The 17,737-nt window shown below is 57.0% G+C and carries 12 protein-coding genes; 6 read left to right on the forward strand and 6 right to left on the reverse strand.

Annotated elements, in window-relative coordinates:
* Positions 1 to 300 precede the first annotated feature (300 nt).
* From F1379_RS25675 to F1379_RS25695, 5 genes are all read right to left on the reverse strand, one after another.
* Positions 301 to 1,332: an SGNH/GDSL hydrolase family protein gene (locus F1379_RS25675; protein ID WP_150275325.1), complete on the reverse strand. Its 1,032-nt coding sequence runs from the start codon at positions 1,330 to 1,332 to the stop codon at positions 301 to 303.
* A 24-nt stretch (positions 1,333 to 1,356) separates the two neighbouring features.
* Positions 1,357 to 2,886: an ABC transporter substrate-binding protein gene (locus tag F1379_RS25680; RefSeq protein ID WP_162551287.1), complete on the reverse strand. Its 1,530-nt coding sequence runs from the start codon at positions 2,884 to 2,886 to the stop codon at positions 1,357 to 1,359.
* A gap of 134 nt (positions 2,887 to 3,020) precedes the next feature.
* On the reverse strand, positions 3,021 to 3,905 hold the full coding sequence (locus F1379_RS25685) for a carbohydrate ABC transporter permease (RefSeq protein WP_150275327.1): 885 nt from the start codon (positions 3,903 to 3,905) through the stop codon (positions 3,021 to 3,023).
* Positions 3,906 to 3,917: 12 nt separating this feature from the next.
* Entirely contained in the window at positions 3,918 to 4,898 is a 981-nt protein-coding gene (locus F1379_RS25690) for an ABC transporter permease (RefSeq protein ID WP_150275328.1), read from the reverse strand.
* Between the two features lie 799 nt (positions 4,899 to 5,697).
* The gene (locus F1379_RS25695) at positions 5,698 to 7,917 is read right to left on the reverse strand and encodes a helix-turn-helix domain-containing protein (RefSeq protein ID WP_150275329.1); all 2,220 of its coding nucleotides are present in this window, start codon (positions 7,915 to 7,917) and stop codon (positions 5,698 to 5,700) included.
* A 211-nt stretch (positions 7,918 to 8,128) separates the two neighbouring features.
* On the opposite strand from F1379_RS25695, the gene F1379_RS25700 reads away from it, so the two are divergent.
* Together F1379_RS25700 and F1379_RS25705 are read left to right on the forward strand one after the other, a co-directional pair.
* Positions 8,129 to 9,694 carry a glycoside hydrolase family 43 protein gene (locus tag F1379_RS25700; protein WP_150275330.1) on the forward strand — a complete coding sequence of 522 codons (1,566 nt, stop codon included), beginning with the start codon at positions 8,129 to 8,131 and terminating at the stop codon, positions 9,692 to 9,694.
* Positions 9,695 to 9,708: 14 nt separating this feature from the next.
* Positions 9,709 to 11,163 (forward strand): glycoside hydrolase family 28 protein, encoded by a 1,455-nt coding sequence (locus F1379_RS25705; RefSeq protein WP_150275331.1) that lies wholly within the window; start codon positions 9,709 to 9,711, stop codon positions 11,161 to 11,163.
* Positions 11,164 to 11,173: 10 nt separating this feature from the next.
* On the opposite strand, the gene F1379_RS25710 is transcribed toward F1379_RS25705, so the two are convergent.
* Positions 11,174 to 12,043 carry a helix-turn-helix transcriptional regulator gene (locus F1379_RS25710; RefSeq protein ID WP_150275332.1) on the reverse strand — a complete coding sequence of 290 codons (870 nt, stop codon included), beginning with the start codon at positions 12,041 to 12,043 and terminating at the stop codon, positions 11,174 to 11,176.
* 78 nt (positions 12,044 to 12,121) lie between these two features.
* Here F1379_RS25710 and F1379_RS25715 point away from each other — a divergent pair, with 78 nt between their 5' ends.
* Genes F1379_RS25715 through F1379_RS25730 form a run of 4 tightly spaced genes read left to right on the forward strand, consistent with a single transcriptional unit; the run spans position 12,122 to position 17,269 of the window.
* On the forward strand, positions 12,122 to 13,015 hold the full coding sequence (locus F1379_RS25715; protein WP_239004812.1) for a pectinesterase family protein: 894 nt from the start codon (positions 12,122 to 12,124) through the stop codon (positions 13,013 to 13,015).
* Between the two features lie 45 nt (positions 13,016 to 13,060).
* The gene (locus F1379_RS25720) at positions 13,061 to 14,116 is read left to right on the forward strand and encodes an alpha/beta hydrolase family protein (RefSeq protein ID WP_150275333.1); all 1,056 of its coding nucleotides are present in this window, start codon (positions 13,061 to 13,063) and stop codon (positions 14,114 to 14,116) included.
* Positions 14,117 to 14,133: 17 nt separating this feature from the next.
* Positions 14,134 to 15,276, forward strand: coding sequence for a glycoside hydrolase family 88/105 protein (locus tag F1379_RS25725; protein ID WP_150275334.1), 1,143 nt, complete (start codon positions 14,134 to 14,136; stop codon positions 15,274 to 15,276).
* Positions 15,266 to 17,269 carry a GDSL-type esterase/lipase family protein gene (locus F1379_RS25730; RefSeq protein ID WP_162551288.1) on the forward strand — a complete coding sequence of 668 codons (2,004 nt, stop codon included), beginning with the start codon at positions 15,266 to 15,268 and terminating at the stop codon, positions 17,267 to 17,269. The genes F1379_RS25725 and F1379_RS25730 overlap by 11 nt, the downstream gene beginning before the upstream one ends.
* The last annotated feature ends 468 nt before the right edge of the window (positions 17,270 to 17,737 follow it).

A 17,737-nucleotide genomic window follows, 5' to 3' on the forward strand; every position in this document is an offset into this window, starting at 1 on the left:
CAAATCTTAAGTTCAACTTATATAGCTTGCAATAGATTCAATATCTGATGCCCGTCTGCAAAAAGAAGCTGCTCCCCAAGCCATAAAAAGGCTGAGGAGCAGCTTCTTCACTAGATAAGTTGAGCGAGAGTAACACCCGACGCGTTGTAAAATGGAGGAGCAGCGTTCGTTTGATCGTACGTCAAACGCAGCCGTTCACAGCGAATAGGTGGAGAATCACTCATTAGTTTTGTCTTTTTAGATTTCAGCAAGCTCATTCGATTAGCGCCACTTTATTTACATGGTACTGCTTCATTTAGCTCAGGACCCTGCCTGCTGCACAATCTCCGTTATCCGGCGGTGCAGCTGCTCCGCAATCTCTGCGAAGCCGCTGTCCGACGGATGCAGGCCGTCGGAAGAGAGCCCGCTGCCGGCGGTCAGCAGATCGTAGCCGTTCAGATAAACCAGCTTCGGCCGGTTAAGCTTCTGCACAATCTCCCGGACCGTGTCCCGGAAGCCGGTATTGATGCTCTCTGCCTTGTAGTCGTTATAGTTGCGGAAGATATCCGTGCAGAAAATCCACTGGTCCGGATGGGCGTCGGCGATACGGCCAACGAAGGACTCTGCAGCTTCCCGGAACCGTTCCAGCGGCCAGTCCGTTACATTGACGCCCATTTCCAGCGTGGCAATGTCCCAATCGCTCCGCCCGGCGATGTACTCCGCCATAGCCGCATCCATCTGTGCGCTGCCGGCCATGCCGAGATTGATCAGATCCATGCCGAGCTTGCGGGCCAGACGGCTGGCGTAAGCCGCCGAATGGACGGACGCGCTGCCGCCGTGCGTGATCGATGAGCCGTAAGCGAGGTAGCGCTGCTCCGGAACCTGGCCGGGGAGCGGCGGGGCGACGTCGCCCTCGATATCATACAGCCGGTTGGCCCAGTCGTAAGGCAGCAGCACCCGGATTAGCTCGGGATCATAAGGGTATTGATCCTTATGCTGGACGGGAAGCAGGGATTCCAGGCTTTGCCGGGTAATCGTTACCCGGGTAGGCTCCGTCGTAATGACCTTGGGCGATAAATGGTAGGAGCCCTGGAATCCGCCCTGATACACTTCGCAGATACCGGCGGGGGAGACGGCGTCCGGGACGGCATCGCGGGCCAGAACGAAGGTGACTGAATGGCCGATGAGCCGGAAACGCAGCTCAGCGCCGCTGCCGGACAGGCAGGCGTATTGCGCTCCGCTGTTAACCCCGGAGCGCACCCCGGCCGGGAGGCGGCTGAGCAGAAAGCCGCCGTGCTCCGGTTCCTCAATCAAGTCCTGCACATTGTACAGTTCCACATTTTTATAGATCATATCTGATTCCGCACTCCCTGTGGATTATTGCTGCTTGCCTGCGTACCATTCCGAGAACTGCTTCTGGTATTCGGCGATGTATTTATCGATGCCTGCTGACTTGAGACGCTCCAGCGCCTTCGGATAAGCGGTTTCGTAATCGACAAAGCCGCTGCCGATCGGTGCCATGTATTCGGTGAACACGCCGTTCAGCTTCGTTTCTTCATTCTTGACCGGAGTATTATCAAAGTTGAAGCCCGCTCCCTTGGAGATAATGGCGCCGTCATCCCAGGCCTTATATTCGGCGATGAAATCATCGGGAACGGTATTGTCAAAGCGCATAAAGTTCTTGTTCATGAGCAGCCAGTCCGGGATCAGCGCATCGGTCGTCAGCTTGGTCAGACGGCCGTTCTCATCCAAGGTGAAATCCGTGCCTTCAATGCCGTAAGCGAACAGATCGTACAGCTCCTGATTCTTCTGCAGCAGGTTGAAGAACATGACATAACGTTCCGGGTCCTTGGCCGCCGCCGAGACGAAGAATGCGCTGCTGTAGGTGCCGCGGCTGATCTTCGGACGTCCTTCGCCCAGGAAGTAGTTGACCAGCTTCGCATCCGGAACCGCCTGTGAGATCGTTGCCGCGCCTTCAAACGGACGGGCGGCCGTGCCGGACCAGATCATGGCTTTGCCGGAATTCCAGTCAGATTGCAGCTGCGGTGTATTGGTGGCCGCATATTTCGGAATGATGCCTTTGTCGTACCAGCCGCGCATCAGATTGGCATAGTTCTTGAAATCCTCGCTCTCAAACCAGCTGATGATTTGATCGTCCTGGGCAGCCTCGTCGAGGGCAATGAATTCATTTTGCCAATACAGGTTCTTGTCGGTGTAATCATATAGCAGCATACGGCGGGCGTCTGTGCCGGCGAAGCCGACCAGCTCCGGATGGGCCGCGTGCGTTTTATCGTAGAATTCCTCAAGCTGTGTCAGCGAGGTGACCTCGGTCATACCGACCTCTTCGAGCAGATCCTGTCGCACCAGTACGCTGTAGAATTCCGCAGAGTTCGGCTTGTTGCCGACCGGAATGGCATATTGCTTGCCGCCGAGCTGGAAGGCCTTGAAGGAAGCCTCGTCCACATTCTTGCCCAGATCGGCAGCCGCATCCACATAAGGGGTGAGATCGGTGTATAGACCCTTGGCCACGGATTTGACCATATAGTTGGAGTCGGTATAAGTAGCGAAATCTTCGCCTGTGGACAGCATCAGGTCGGTCTTGCCGCCGGCATATTCTGTCCAGGGCAGGAATTGAAATTCAACCTCGGCATTGATCTCTTCTTTTACCACATCGTAGAACTCCGTCTTGGCCAGCTCTTTCATCCGGTTCGACTCGTCGCCGTACAGTACGATCTTCAGCTTGGCGGGAGCGAGGTCACTGCCTGCCTCTGTACCGTTTTCTGCGGACGGGCTTGCGGACCCTGGGCTGCTGTTGTTGCCGTTAGCGCTTTCATTGTTGCCCTGCGAACAGGCACTGAGCAGGAAAGAAGTGGCGAGGAGCAGACTGAACCAACCTTTTTTTGTCATGATGAACCCTCCTGAATTGGAATCGATATCTATTGCAAAGGCTGGCTCCCTTACTGCCATTGTACTACAGGAATACCGGCAGGAGGGAGACCTTAGCCTGGTGCAACCATAAAGTGGTTATGAATGGTGCAGGATCAGCCTTTGACCGATCCGACGATAATGCCTTTGACGAAGAAGCGCTGGAGGAACGGATAGAGAATCGCGATCGGCAGAACAGTCAAGCAGGTCATAGCCATCTTGGCAGTCTCCAGCGGCGGTGCGATGATGGCGCCACCCACCTGTGCGGCATTGCCCGAAGCAAGGAACTGGATGTTCGCCATCATGTTGTACATTAAATACTGTATCGTATAGAGCTCCTGATCGGAGACCAGCATCAGCGGCAGATAGAAGTCATTCCAGAACTGCAGCGCGTAGAACAGGGAGATGGTGACCAGTCCCACCCGGCCGAGCGGAATCATAATGCTGAAAAAGATGCGCATATGTCCGGCACCGTCGATCTCCGCCGACTCCACAATTTCATGCGGGATACTGCGGAAATAGTTGGTCATCAGGAACATCAGGAACACACTCAGCAGATAAGGGACGAACAGGCCGATCAGCTTGTCATCGAGATGATAGTATTTGGTGCTGAGCAGATACCAGGGCAGCGTACCACCGCTGAACAGCATCGTGAAATAAGCGAAGAAGGCCAGCACATTCTTGAAGCGGAAGCTTTTGACGGAAACGACATAGGCATAAGCGGTGGTCACCAGGACTGCGGAGGCCGTACCGAGCACGGTTACGAGCACCGACATGGAATACGCCCGGAGGATTTGCTCCGCCTTCGAGCCGAACAGGAACTGGTACGTCTCCAGCGTGAAGCCGCGCGGCCAGAAGGAGTAGCCTTCCGCCGCAATCCGTGATTCCGTGGACAGCGAGCCGGAGACCGCCAGCACGAACGGGACCAGACAAACGACGGAGAATACGGCGATACAGACGTAGAAGAAAATGAGTAATCCTTTGTTTTCGGTAGTTTGCATGCTTTTCGTCTCCTAAAATAGTTTGCTGTCTTTGTCATACCAGCCGGCCAGCTTGTTGGCGACCAGCACCAGAATGAAGCCAAAGACGGATTGGTAGAGCGTAATGGCGGATGCGAAGCCGAATTCACCGGACCGTATGGCTGTACGGTAGACATACACATCGATGATGTCGGTTGTCGGCAGCAGCAGCGGGTTGAGGAAGGTGACGCCCATAACCATACTGAGATCGCCCTTGAGCATTCCCCCGATATTGAGCAGCGACATCAGAATAATGGAAGGAATGAGCATCGGCACCGTAATCTTGGTTATGATCTGCCACCGGGAGGCGCCGTCGATCCGCGCTGCTTCATAGAAGGAGGTATCAATCCCCTGCAGCACGGAATAGTAGATGATGGCGCCGTAGCCCGCGCTTTTCCAGATATTCGCCAGCACCATTACAATGACGAACAGCCACGGGCTGGAATACCAGTCGACCTGGCCAAGGCCAAGCGCGGAGAACATCTGGTTCATGATCCCTTTGTCATAGTCAAGCAGGGAGAAGAGGATGGCGCCGATAATGATCCAGGAAATGAAATACGGGAAGAACATGACGCTTTGCGTGATTTTGACGAACCACTTGCTGCGAAGCTCGTTCAGAATAATGGCGATAGCTACGGAGAAAAAAGTCCCGGTCGCCATATACAGCACATTGAGCATGACCGTATTTCGCGTCGCCCGCATCGCGTCCTCCATACTGGAGAAGAAAAATTCGAAGTTGGATAATCCCGCCCAGGGACTGCCGAAGATCCCGTCGTTAAAATTGTAATTCTTGAAGACGAGGATCAGGCCGCTCATCGGCAGATAAGCAAACAAGATCAGAATAATGATTCCAGGCAAGGCGAGCAGGTACAGGGATCCGTCCTTCTTTAGGGATTTTCCGATGCGGCCTGTCTTGGACACCCGCGTCTTCACGATCTGCCCGCCCGGCTTCACCGGCGTAGCCTCTTGCATCATTGATGGTCCACTCCTTTAATGTTAGCGTGTTCATTTGTGTGTGCCCCCTCGAACCGAGCGAATCCGGGGAACCGCCTCTACATGCCACAGCATACTGCCGCAAAGCGTGAAAACGCTACCAAAATAAACGGGAAAAGTTTAAAAAAACCGTAAAACCGGAGCTTAAAAAAACGTAAAAGACATCATTTTTCTGCGCTGAGTGCTGATAATACGGGGGTTCGGTTACAGGAGGGGGTGCTGAGGGAGGGGCAGAGTAATGGAGTTGATGGTTAGCTCGGGCGGGTAGGGTGGAGCGGTTAACGAAAGCAGACATGGTTGCTTGGAACAGGTGGATTAATGGAGTGAGACGCTTAGCGCGGGCGGGCGTGTGGGGGGAGGCGGAACGGTTGGCGGGGTGGAGTAATGGAGTGGGGCTGCTGGAAGAGACTAATTAATCTGCCGAGTGGAGCTTCAGTCAAGTCCCGTGAAGCCCAGTGAAGTCCCGTGAAGCCCAGTGAAGTTTAGTGGAACCCAGAGAACTCCTCACAGCTCCCACCAAACGTTGAGCATGGCCTCCCCGTTAGCAGTCGAAGCTCCCACCAAACATTGAGCAAAGGCCTCCCCGTTAGCAGTCGAAGCTCCCACCAAACGTTGAGCAAAGGCCCTCTCCAGTGGAGGAGTGCACCAATTGCACTCACCAAGCAGCGAACCCGCGGTCTATCATGCATTTTCCATCCAAAAAAGACAAACACAAACAGGGATACTCCACCGCATGGCGCGGCGCTAAGTATCCCTGAAGCTTCATTGATATTTCAGACAACTATTCCTGCTGCTGCAAAATATGGTTCATCCGCCACTTGGACGGCGTAACGCCGTAGCGCTTCTTGAACTGGGTGGTGAAGTAGGTGCTGCTGTTATAGCCCACCTGCTCGGCAATTTCGCGGATGTCCAGCGACAGGTCGCCCACGAGCAGCTTCTGCGCCTGCTCCAGCCGCTGCAGATTGACCAGGTCGGGGAAGCTGCTGCCGGTCTCGTCGGCGATCAGGCGGCTCAGATAGGCCGGGCTGATCGCCAGCTTCTCGGCCAAGGCATTCAGAGACAGCTTCGGATCATTGTAATGCTGGCTGATATATTGAACGGCTTCCCCGGCCAGGCTGCGGGTCTGCAGCGTGTCCATATGCACCAGCCGTTCGCGGGCTGAATAACAGCAGTCCTCCAGCCAGCCGCGCAGTTCATTGTAGCTCTCCATCCGCCAGATTTGCTGGTAACAATCTACGAAGCCGGAATCGCGGGTGTCCGCTTTCACCTCTGCGGTCCGGCCCAGTTCAAAGGCCAGCTTCGCCAGCAGCACGGTAGCGGATTCCGCACGGTAGCTGCAGGCGACCGCGAGCAGCCGTTCTACCGCCTGCCGGATATGGTCGCTCTGATCCTGCTGCCTTACCGCCTGCAGCACCGGTTCCATGGTGCTGCCCTGTACCGGGCTGCTGTTGAGGTGAATGATATCGTCGGCAAAGATCACGGAGCGATGCTCATGGAACTTTACATAACGCTGGCATTCGGAAGCTTCATCGTATTTCTGCTTGAGCAGCGCAGCATCGTCCGTCAGCCCGCTGATGCCCAGGGCATAGTGCAGCCCGGAGGCGGCGGAGGCAAGCTCAAGCTGATCCCACCGGCTGCGGAACAGCGCGTAATCGTCGAAGCAGCCAGGCTGCAGCTCGCTGACAATGAGCACTGCCGCATGCTGATGCGGCCGGAACGTGCGGATATCCGCCCATTCCGCGAAGCCAAGATGCAGGCTCTCCAGGAATGCCTCGCAGGCTGTACTCAAATCACCGGCTTCGCCCCGGGCATGCATGGACAGCACGCAGACACAGTAGGAGCCGCCCGCTACATTCAGATGGACAGGCTCGCCGCTCTGATCGGGAATGCCGCCGGGAGCCTGCAGCCAGCGCATCAGGGCGCTGTCGTTGTTCTCCTTCCGGAGCTGTGCCAGCCGCGCCCCAATGGTCTCCAGCTCCTGGCTGACCGCGTTGTAATCGCTGCCCTTCAGCGCATTTTCGTTGCCTGACATATGTACGATGTTGCCGAAAATCCGTCCGATCGGCTGATAAATCCGCCGGGAGATCAAATAAGCGGTTGCGGCAGCGGCAGCCGTCAGCCCCAGACAGAGCGCTATCATCAGGTTGCGGGCACTGGAGATGTCGCGGATGCTGTCTTTGTAGGGAGTCTCCGAGACGAACCACAAGTCGTCCCTGGCGGAATGCACATAGGTGATGAGCTGCGGTTCACCGCTCCCTTGGGAGATGAAGGAGCCCTGCATCTCACCCGAGGCCACAATCTGCTCCATCATATCCGTCTCTACCGCACCGCCGCCCGGACTGTGCATCAGCACCGCTCCATCCTCGCCAAGTACCTTATAACGTGTGGATTCGCTGTCTTCCTGCGAGAAGAGATTATTTTGCAGCTTGGACAGGTTGACGGTAATCGCCACCGCCCCGTAATAAGCACTGTCCTCAAAAGCGCGGTCATTATAGAACACAGTCATTAATGTAACAGGACTGCCGTTATTCGTGGTGGCCTGCCAGAGGAACGGAGATTCCACAATGCGGCTATCCTGGACCCGCAGGGACAGCTCTTCCTTGGAAGCAGGACTCAGCGGCATATTTTCGAACATGGCTACGGGCTTGTCGATGCCGAAGATATATGCGTTCTCCAGATAGGGATTGACCACCAGCGCGCCGCGGATCTGGCTAAGGGCACTGTACAGCTGGTCGCTCCAGCCGGTATCCCCGCTCATCATCAGTGCATTGATATTGGGGTTGGCGTAGAAGTCCATGGTGTAGTTCTGGACAATATCTTTATAATTCATAAAAACGGTTTCAGTATTGAGCAGCACGCTCTGATTGGCTTTATTAACATTATTAATCGTAATATTCCGGTACCAGAAAAAGATCGCAACGGCCAGCACCAGTATGCTGCACACTGCAATCATGGTCAAACTCAGAAAAAAGCGGGTGTACAGCTTCTTGTTCTTTCTCATGGTGATCGCCCCTTCACAACAATCCTACTACACCTATTCTAGAGCGGCAAGGTAAACACTGACAAGCACCTAAATTACGCCAATAGAGCATGAAAGTATAAAAAACAATAAATCGAACATGAAAAATACAAGAAAGTTACATTTGTACGAACTATAATTGGTGGTGCTTACATATCAGCCGCGTCATTCGCGCCCAAGGAGGCTACACATTTTGAGAACATTCCGCAATCCCATTCTGCCCGGCTTCTACCCCGATCCGTCCGCGATCCGCGTCGGTGAAGATTACTATTTGGTCACTTCGAGCTTTGAATTCTTCCCCGGTGTACCGATCTTCCACAGTAAAGATCTGGTGAACTGGCGCCAGCTGGGCCATATCCTGGACCGGCCATTCCAGCTTAATCTCGATGGAACACTTCCTTCCATGGGTATCTGGGCCCCGACGCTCCGTTACCATGACGGCGTATTCTATATGATTACTACCTTTGTCGACAACAACAAAGACACGCATAATTTCTATGTAACAGCAACCGATCCGGCCGGAGAATGGTCCGACCCGGTCTGGCTGGAGGATGCGCCGGGCATCGACCCTTCGCTCTTCTTCGATGAAGACGGCAAGGTCTATTACACCGGGAACCGCGTTCCTCCGGAAGGCCAGGATTATCCGAAGCATATGGATATCTGGCTGCAGGAAATCGACCTGCAGTCAGGCAAGCTGGTCGGCGAGAAGCTCAGCATCTGGCAGGGCGCCCTCAAGGTGGGCCATGCCCAGGAAGGGCCGCATGTCTATAAGATCGGCGACTGGTATTATGTACTGATTGCCGAGGGCGGCACCGGCCATACGCATGCGATTACCATCGCCCGCAGCAGAAACGTAGCCGGACCCTACGAGGGCCATAAATCGAATCCGATTCTGACCCACCGCCATCTGGGCCGGGACTACCCGATTGTGAACGTAGGCCACGGGGAACTGGTGGAGACCCAGCATGGTGACTGGTGGATGTTCTGCCTTGCTTCACGGACCAGAGGCGGCTATTACCGCAACCTCGGCCGCGAGACCTTCCTTACGCCTGTGAAGTGGGAGAATGAATGGCCGGTGGTCAATCCGGGCAAAGGTGTGCTTGAGTTCGAGTCGCCCGCTCCCGACCTGCCGGAGACAACCTGGCTGCAGCTGCCTGCCCGCGATGAGTTCGACGGCCCGGCATTATCGCTGGCCTGGAACTTCCTGCGGACGCCGCGCAGTGAATTCTGGAGCCTGAGCGAGCAGCCGGGAAGCCTGCGGCTGCACCTGAGACCGGAGCGGCTGACCGATATCGCCAATCCTTCGCTGGTCGCAAGGCGCCAGCAGCATCTCAGCTTCCGCGCGGCGGCCGATATGGTCTTCACACCTGCCGGCGATGGCGAAGTGGCCGGCGTCGTCCTGTTCCAGAATGCGGACAATCATTTCCGCCTGGAGCTTGGGCTGCTGGAAGGCGAGTCCACATTGTCGCTGTCGATCCGCAGCCGCGGCGATGAGCAGGTGCTTGCGGCCATCCCATGGACGAAAGGCCATATTCAGTTCAAGGTCGAAGCCCAGGGACAGGAGTACAGCTTCTACTACAGGGAGAATGAAAGCAGCAAATGGACGGGGCTGTACGCAAATGCCGACGGCCGTGTACTCAGTACCGATCTGGCCGGCGGGTTCACCGGAGCTTACATCGGTCTGTATGCCAGCTCGCAGGGCGCAGACAGCGGCAATCATGCCGACTTCGACTGGTTCAGCTATGAAGGACTGGAATAGGAGGAGCTGAAGGAATGGACACAAATCTGCAAACCGATAAGTATCCGGTGCCCGAACTGCCGCAGATTCCCGGACTCACGGTGAACGTGACGGATTACGGCGCATCCGGAGACGGAATGTCGCTATGCACAGCGGCCATTCAAGCGGCAATTGATGCCTGTGCCGGGGACGGCGGCGGCAGAGTGGTTATTCCGGCGGGCATTTGGAGCACCGGGCCGCTCACACTGCGCAGCCGGATCAACCTGCATCTGGAACGCGGAGCGCTGGTGCAATTCGACCCGGATTACCGGCTCTACCCGCTGGTTACTTCCCATTATGAGGGCAACTCCGGCTGGCGCTGCCAGGCGCCGCTGGACGGGGACCGGCTGAGTGATGTGGCGATTACCGGCGAGGGAATCTTCGACGGCGGCGGTGAGGGGTGGCGACCGGTCAAGCGCTTCAAAATGACCGCGCAGCAGTGGAGAGCGCTGACGGATTCCGGCGGCGCGCTGGATGAGCCCGGCGAGATCTGGTGGCCGAGCCGTGAAGCGCTGGAGGGTGAGGCAGTCTGCAAAGCACTGCGCGCCAAGGGGGAGATCTCGGCGGAGGCCTATCTGCCGGCCCGGGCGTACCTCCGCCCGGCGCTGCTCAGCCTGCGGCACTGTGTCCGTGTGCTGCTGGAAGGGCCGACCTTCCAGAACTCGCCGGCATGGTGTCTGCACCCGCTCGGCTGTGAGGAGGTTACGATCCGCAAGGTTCAGGTCCGCAACCCCTGGTATTCACAGAACGGGGACGGGCTGGATCTGGAATCCTGCACGAACGCGCTGGTCGAATTCAGTACCTTTGATGTCGGCGACGACGCAATCTGTCTGAAATCGGGCAAGGATGAGGAAGGCCGGAGAATGGGGCTGCCGTGCCAGTATATTACGGTCCGGCATTGCACAGTGTATCACGGCCATGGCGGCGTAGTCATCGGCAGTGAAATGTCCGGCGGCGTCCGTGCCGTGCGGGTCAGCGATTGCGTGTTCAACGGCACGGATATCGGCCTGCGCTTCAAGAGCACGCGCGGCCGGGGAGGCGTGGTGGAGGATATTGTGATGGAGAACATCCTGATGAAGGATATTGTCCATGAAGGGGTATCCTTCCACCTGTTCTATGCAGGCGTGGAAGGCTCGGAAGGAAATGATGACGAGGTGTATCCGGTAACGGAGGAGACGCCGTGCTTCCGGGACATTACCCTGAAGAATATCGTCTGCAGCGGAGCCGCAACGGCACTGCTCGTCAACGGGCTGCCGGAAATGCCGCTGGCGAATCTGACCGTTGACGGGCTCCGTGCTGCGGCCCGCCGCGGAATTATTCTGCGGCATGCCGATGGCATCCTGCTGAACGATGTTGAGCTTCAAGCACAGGCGATGCCGCCGGTAGAGACCCGTCACTGCCGCAACGTCACGATTACGAACTCGGGAGCGCTGGCGGCTTCCGGGCAATAAACCGCCCGGTTCATTCCTCCGCCCGGGCCGGAGGCAGGGATTTCGCCTGCTTCCGGTACTGGAGCGGAGTAATGCCGGTTGCTTTCTTGAAGGTCTTGTTGAAATGCGAAAGATGCTCGAAGCCGACGGCGGAAGCGATCTCCTGAATCTTCGCCGCCGAGCCGGCCAGCAGGCGTTCCGCCTCTCTGACCCGGATATGGACGATATATTCACGGAAGTGGAAGCCGGTCAGCCGGTGGAACACGCGGCTCAGGTAAGACGGGCTGATGAAGAAATGGCCGGCCGTCTCTTCCAGCGTCAAGCCTTCACGGTAATGCTCGCGGATGTAGGTGGCTACATCCGTCACCAGATGATGCAGCGGATGCTTCGGTGCTCCGCCTTGCTGCAGGCCCTCCGAGCGCTGCAGGAGGATCATCAGCTCGGTGAAGAGGGCAACGGTGCAGGCCTCGTGATAAGGTCTGGCGGCGCGGCATTCCTCCAGCATGCGGCTTAACAGCTGCTGCGCTTCATCTTGCTCGCGCAGCGTCAGCCGGAACAAGCGGTAGCCGCGCCGGTGGAACCAGAGCGGTTCATCCCGCAGCGGCGGCGGCAGGAGCAGCGGATCATAGTTAATGAGAATCCGCTCGAACTCGGCGATCTCCGAGCTGGCCGTCGCATGCAGCTGCCGGGAAGGAATAAGGATCAGCTCGCCTTTGTGGACCGTCACGACGCGGTCGTCCACGAAGTAGACCCGCTCACCTTCGCACAGGTAATACAGCTCCATCAGCTCATGGCTGTGCGGGCGCGGCATGGCGGTGATTCCCTTGCGTTTCATATGCTGGATGCTGAACCGTCCGTCCTCCAGATAATATTTGGGGTTAGGACTGCTTATGCTGGACATAAATTTAGTACCTCTTCTCCTAGAGACAATTGATATTATTATAGAATAAACTCAGGCAGACAGGAAAGGAGCCCATAAATGATGCTGATTACAGTTTCCAAAAAAGAGCACGAAGGCTACAGCAGCCTGCAGAAAGCGCTGGATTCCATTCCGCAAGGAGAGCAGACCCCGGTGACCATCCGGATCAGGCCGGGAGTCTACGAGGAGAAAGTTACGGTTCAGGCGGATGCCCCGCCGATTCTGCTGCTTGGCGATGATGCGGCCACGACCATCATCAGCTGGTCGGACAATGCCCACACGCTGGGTCCGGACGGGCAACCGCTCGGAACCTTCCGTTCCGGAACATTGAATGTGTTCGCCGAGCATTTTACGGCGGAGAATGTAACGATCCGGAACGCCTCGGGTCCCGGAACAGGGCAGGCGGTAGCCGCATTTGTCGATGCCGGATACGCCGTGTTCCGCCGCGTACGGCTGCTTGGCGACCAGGATACGCTTTATACGGGCAAAGGCAAGCACTATTATAACGACTGCTATATCGAAGGGGATGTCGACTATATCTTTGGCCCGGCAACTGCGGTGTTCGACCGCTGTCAGCTGCACAACAAGCGCTCCAGGGGATATATTACTGCCGCATCTACGCCGGAAGGCACGCCTTACGGATACGTGTTCCTGGATTGTAGAATTACCAGCGAAGAAGGCTCCGGTGAGATATTTCTTGGCCGGCCGTGGCGTCCTTATGCCCATGTTGCCTTTATCCGCACGGTAATCGACGGTTCGATTCTTGCGGAGGGCTGGCATAATTGGGGGCAGCCGGACCGCGAGACGACGAGCCGGTATGAGGAGTTCGGCAGCAGCGGGCCCGGAGCCGCTCCGGAAGCCCGGGTGCCATGGTCACGCCAGCTGACGGCGGAGGAAGCTGCGGACTACCGGGTTATCAAGGTGCTGGACGGCTGGCATCCCGAGGGCTACTGAGGGAGCAGACGTAACCGCATACTTGCTACATAAGGAGGCAATAACGTGGGTTCTTTGGAACAATACATGAGCCGTCTGACAGGCGGGGTGACGCACCGGTCAGCCTTTCAGACAGAGACTTCATTCACGAAATGGCGGGCTGAACTCGTGGCCCGCTTCACCGAACGGCTTGGCGGATTTCCGGCAGTCCCACCCGCTACTCAGGTGAAGCTGCTGGAGCGGACGGAATGTGACGGCTACCGCCGTGAACGCCTAGAGATCACCACCTATGATGGGCTGCGGATGCCGCTGTATCTGCTGCTTCCACAGCAGCCGCTGCTGTCTCCTGCGCCTGCCGTGCTGGCCATCCATGGCCATGGCTACGGCAGCCGGGAGATCGTCGGGCTGGAGCCGGATGGGGCGGAGCGGCGGGGTGAGCCGGGGCTGCACAAGGATTTTGCCGTCTCGCTTGTCCGGCAGGGCTTCGTGGTCGCTGCTCCCGAAGTGCTCGGCTTCGGTGACCGGCGGCTGCAGGAGGATCTCGCAGCAGGCGAACCCGGGAGGAATTCCTGCTTCCGGCTGTCCTCCGCCTTGCTGATGGCCGGGCAGACGATGGCCGGCTACCGGATCTATGAAACGATGCGCACGCTGGATTACCTGCTGACGCGCGAAGAGGTCGATGGCGGAAGAATCGGCATTATGGGCATCTCGGGCGGCGGACTCGTTGCGGGATTCGCCGCCGCGCTGGATGAGCGCATCGCCTGCGCGGTTGTCAGCGGCTATGCCAATACGTTTGCGGCCAGCATTCTCGCGCGGAACCACTGCCTGGACAATTATATTCCCGGCATATTGCTGGAAGCGGAAATGCCGGATTTGCTCGGATTGATCGCGCCGCGCGGCCTGTTCCTGGAAGCGGGCGCCAACGACCATTTATTTGGTCCGGCCGGGGTGCGTGAAGCGCTGGAGCGGCTTGAGCAGATCTACAGTGCGGCGGGGCAGCCGGGGGGAGTCGAGGCCGACTTCTTCGAAGGCGGACATGAAATACACGGCGGACCGGCGTTTGCCTGGCTGCGGCAGCAATTGGCCGCAGAGGCTGGCGGTACCGGGCATTGGCGTGACTAAAGAGGAGGTACATCAACATGACCGCAACGGAAACGACAGGGGCAGCAACGAAGGGCGCAGATATCGCCCGTAGAATTGCGGATGCAGTTCTTTCCCAGTGCAACGAACAGGGGGTGCATCCATGGATCATGCAGCGCTGGGCTTACGTTCCAGGCATGCTGCTGCTGGCGATGTCCCGGGCCGGGGAGCAGCTAGGCAATCCGGACTACTCGGCTTTCATGCAGCGGCATATGGAAGCATTCATCGGAGAAGACGGAACCATCCGCTCCTACCGGCTGGAGGAATATAATCTCGATCAGATTAACCAGGGCAAGAATCTGTTTCCGCTTTACCACGCAACGGGAGAACAGCGTTATGCGGAAGCGGCCCATTTGCTGGCGGCCCAGCTGATCTCCCATCCCCGCACCTCGGAAGGCGGCTTCTGGCACAAGAAGGTCTATCCGTTCCAGATGTGGCTGGACGGCCTGTATATGGCTTCACCGTTCCTGGCGGAATACGGCAAGGTCTTTCAGCGTCCTGAGCTGATCGATGAGGCGGCCCATCAGCTGCTGCTGATTGAGCGCATGACCCGTGATCCGCGCACCGGCCTGCTGTACCACGGCTGGGATGAGTCGAAGGAGCAGGAGTGGGCCGATTCACTGACCGGACTTTCAGCTCATTTCTGGAGCCGGGCGATGGGCTGGTATGCGATGGCGGCAGTGGATTGCCTGGAGCATTTCCCGGTTACACATCCGAAGCGGGGAACGGTGATCGGCATATTCCAGCGGATGATGGGGGCACTTGTCAAAGTCCAGGACGAGTGCACCGGACTATGGTACCAGGTGCTCGATCAGGCCGGACGAAAGGGGAATTATCCCGAAGCCTCCGGCTCCTGCATGTTCGTCTATGCAATGGCGAAGGGGCTGAGGCTCGGTTATCTGGAGCCGTCCTTCCGGGAGGCGATGTGGAAAGGGTATGACGGGATTCTGCAGCATCTGGTGACCGAGGATGACAAAGGTGTCCATTTAAACAGCATTTGCCACGGGGCCGGATTGAGCATCGACCGCAACGGCTCCTATGATTATTATATTTCCGAAGCGGTGGTAAGCGATGCGCCGATGGGGCTTGCCCCGCTGCTCATGGCCCTGCTGGAGGCGGAGAAGTGCAGTAATGGTCAATAATCCGCAGACCGGTGCCGGCCGCCTGTATAGGTTCAATTTTGCCGCCAGTCCGAAAGACGGCTATATTTCTGTTCCCTACAACGAAATGAACGGCGCAGCGCTATATGATCCCGGGAACGGCTTCGGCTTCGTCGACTATACGCTGGCACTGCCTCCGCGTAGGGTTCATACCTTGGAGATCGTAAAGGAAGCTGCCGGATTCACCATTGCAGAGAGGGCAACGGAAGAGGATGACAGCCCAAAGAACGATCATTACAACCGTTTCGGCATGGCCTTCCGGGTCAAAGCCCCGCCGGGCGCCTACCGGGTAGAGGTTAGGCTGACCCCGGACTCGGGTGAAGCGGCAATTGCTGTGTCAGGCATGAATATGGCGCAATTGCAGGCCACCTCACACTGGGATGCGGCCAAGCTGGTGCCGAACCGCACGCAGGTGAAGCACAGTCTGCAGTGCTGGAGCTATGATTACGTGAACGGGCGGGAACATCTGGATGTCGAGATTGAGCCTGCCGCGCCGGGAGAGAAGGTAGGCGTCGCCGAAATCGTCCTGGCCCCGCTGCCGTCCAAGCCCCGCCTGCCGCAGAGTCTGCCGACGATCTTCACCCTGGGAGATTCCACGGTGAAATCGTATGTTTTTGCCGAAGCGCCGATGAGCGGATGGGGGCAGGTGCTGCCGAATCTGTTCGATTTAAACAAGGTGAACGTCGTTAATTATGCCATGGGCGGACGCTCATTCAAGAGCGCTTACAACGAAGGGCGTCTGAACGACATTCTAATGACCGGGTGTATCGGAGATTACCTGCTGATCCAGTTCGGCCATAATGATGAATCAGAGGATGAAGCGCGCCGGTTCGGCCGGGGAGCGACCGAGGAGATGTACCGCAGCTATTTCGAAGATGCCTACCTGCCTGCTATCCGGGCAAGAGGTCTGGTCCCTGTACTGGTAACGCCTATGTCCAGAGTAGACGGCGGTGCGCAGGAAGGGCATGGCTACACCGATTCTTTCTGTATCCGGCGTTTTCCGCAGATCATGCGGGAGCTGGCCCTGCAGCACGGGATAACGCTGATTGACCTGAACCGGGGCAGCGTTGAATATTACAATGAAATCGGCGCGGAGGCGACGACTGCCATCTTCATGTCGATCGAAGCCGGAGAGACGCCGGGCAAGACCAACGACGGCAGCTACGCGGGAGGACATCCGTCCCGCAAGAATGACGGCACCCATTTCAAGGAAAGCCTGTCCAAGCAGTTCGCAAGGATGATTGTCTCCAGTTTCGCTGCCCTGGCGGTGAAAGGTGATCCTGTGGCGGCTGAAATTTCCGGCTTCCTGAAGCCGGCTGTGCGTGAAGCGACTATATCAAACAACTGGTCGGGCGTGTATCCCGAAATTGCCGTGGATACCATAGCCGGTCCGGATGCTTATTACCGCAACCAGATTGAGAAGCTGCTGCAGCTGGGAGTGCTGGAATATGATGCGGCAGGCCGCTTTCATCCCGGAAACCCCATTTCCGGTGCGGAATTTGCCGCCGCACTGGCCGGGGTTATGGGTCTGGGAACCGGAGTACTCGAACAGTATATGAATTCCGCTGCTCTCACCAGAGAGACAATGGGCGCGATGCTGCTTGACGCCTATGAGGCACGGTTCGCGGAGAAACCGCGCTATATGACCGACTACAACGGTGATGCCACCGGCCCGGATGATCCCGGATATGATCCTTTCCTGGCACCCGGCGACCGGGGCATCATGTATTATCCGCTGGTGTCTTATGCGCAGTTGACCGATACCGGATCGGTTGCGCCGGAGCTGGCAACGAAGCTCAAGCGGGCGTATGAACTGGGGCTGCTGCGTGCAGAACGGGGAATCCGGCGCGGCGAGCTGTCCATTTCGAGCGGACTCGAACCTAAGCGGACAGTGACCCGCGGGCGGGCTGCCAAAGCTCTGTACTATATGTGGGTACTAGTTCACCCTGTCGATATGGAGAACCATTTGGTCTGATTATTTTATTTGCACCATAAGCGTTGTGTTAGTACCTTGACCAAGCCAAATCTAATGGTGGTATACGCCTACATCTCTTTCCTGTGAACAGTCCGACCAACAGCACAGTCTGGCTGATCATTCCTAATTGTAGGCCAAAAACCGACCACATCGTCTTGCCGTAGAGGAAAACAGACCCATTGTAGTCGAAAAACCGACCACAGTGGGCTGCAGTGAAGGTAAACAGGGCAAACGTAGGCGAAAAATCGACCACATCGTCTTGCCGTAGAGGAAAACAGACCCATTGTAGTCGAAAAACCGACCACAATGGGCTGAAATGAAGGTAAACAGGACAAACGTAGGCGAAATATCGACCACATTGTCTTGCCGTGGAGGAGAACAGATCAATTATAGTCTAAAAACCGACCACAACGGGCTTCAGCGAAGGTAGACAGAGCAAACGTAGGCGAAAAATCGACCATAATCCAC

This window comes from Paenibacillus tepidiphilus (genome assembly GCF_008635795.1).
Taxonomy (GTDB): domain Bacteria; phylum Bacillota; class Bacilli; order Paenibacillales; family Paenibacillaceae; genus Paenibacillus_AQ; species Paenibacillus_AQ tepidiphilus.

Coding starts and splice junctions, on each gene's coding strand:
- F1379_RS25705 (WP_150275331.1), top strand. CDS start 9,709: ATGGACACAAATCTGCAAACCGATAAGTATCCGGTGCCCGAACTGCCG.
- F1379_RS25730 (WP_162551288.1), top strand. CDS start 15,266: ATGGTCAATAATCCGCAGACCGGTGCCGGCCGCCTGTATAGGTTCAAT.
- F1379_RS25675 (WP_150275325.1), bottom strand. CDS start 1,332: ATGATCTATAAAAATGTGGAACTGTACAATGTGCAGGACTTGATTGAG.
- F1379_RS25690 (WP_150275328.1), bottom strand. CDS start 4,898: ATGATGCAAGAGGCTACGCCGGTGAAGCCGGGCGGGCAGATCGTGAAG.
- F1379_RS25710 (WP_150275332.1), bottom strand. CDS start 12,043: ATGTCCAGCATAAGCAGTCCTAACCCCAAATATTATCTGGAGGACGGA.
- F1379_RS25725 (WP_150275334.1), top strand. CDS start 14,134: ATGACCGCAACGGAAACGACAGGGGCAGCAACGAAGGGCGCAGATATC.
- F1379_RS25680 (WP_162551287.1), bottom strand. CDS start 2,886: ATGACAAAAAAAGGTTGGTTCAGTCTGCTCCTCGCCACTTCTTTCCTG.
- F1379_RS25715 (WP_239004812.1), top strand. CDS start 12,122: ATGATGCTGATTACAGTTTCCAAAAAAGAGCACGAAGGCTACAGCAGC.
- F1379_RS25685 (WP_150275327.1), bottom strand. CDS start 3,905: ATGCAAACTACCGAAAACAAAGGATTACTCATTTTCTTCTACGTCTGT.
- F1379_RS25695 (WP_150275329.1), bottom strand. CDS start 7,917: ATGAGAAAGAACAAGAAGCTGTACACCCGCTTTTTTCTGAGTTTGACC.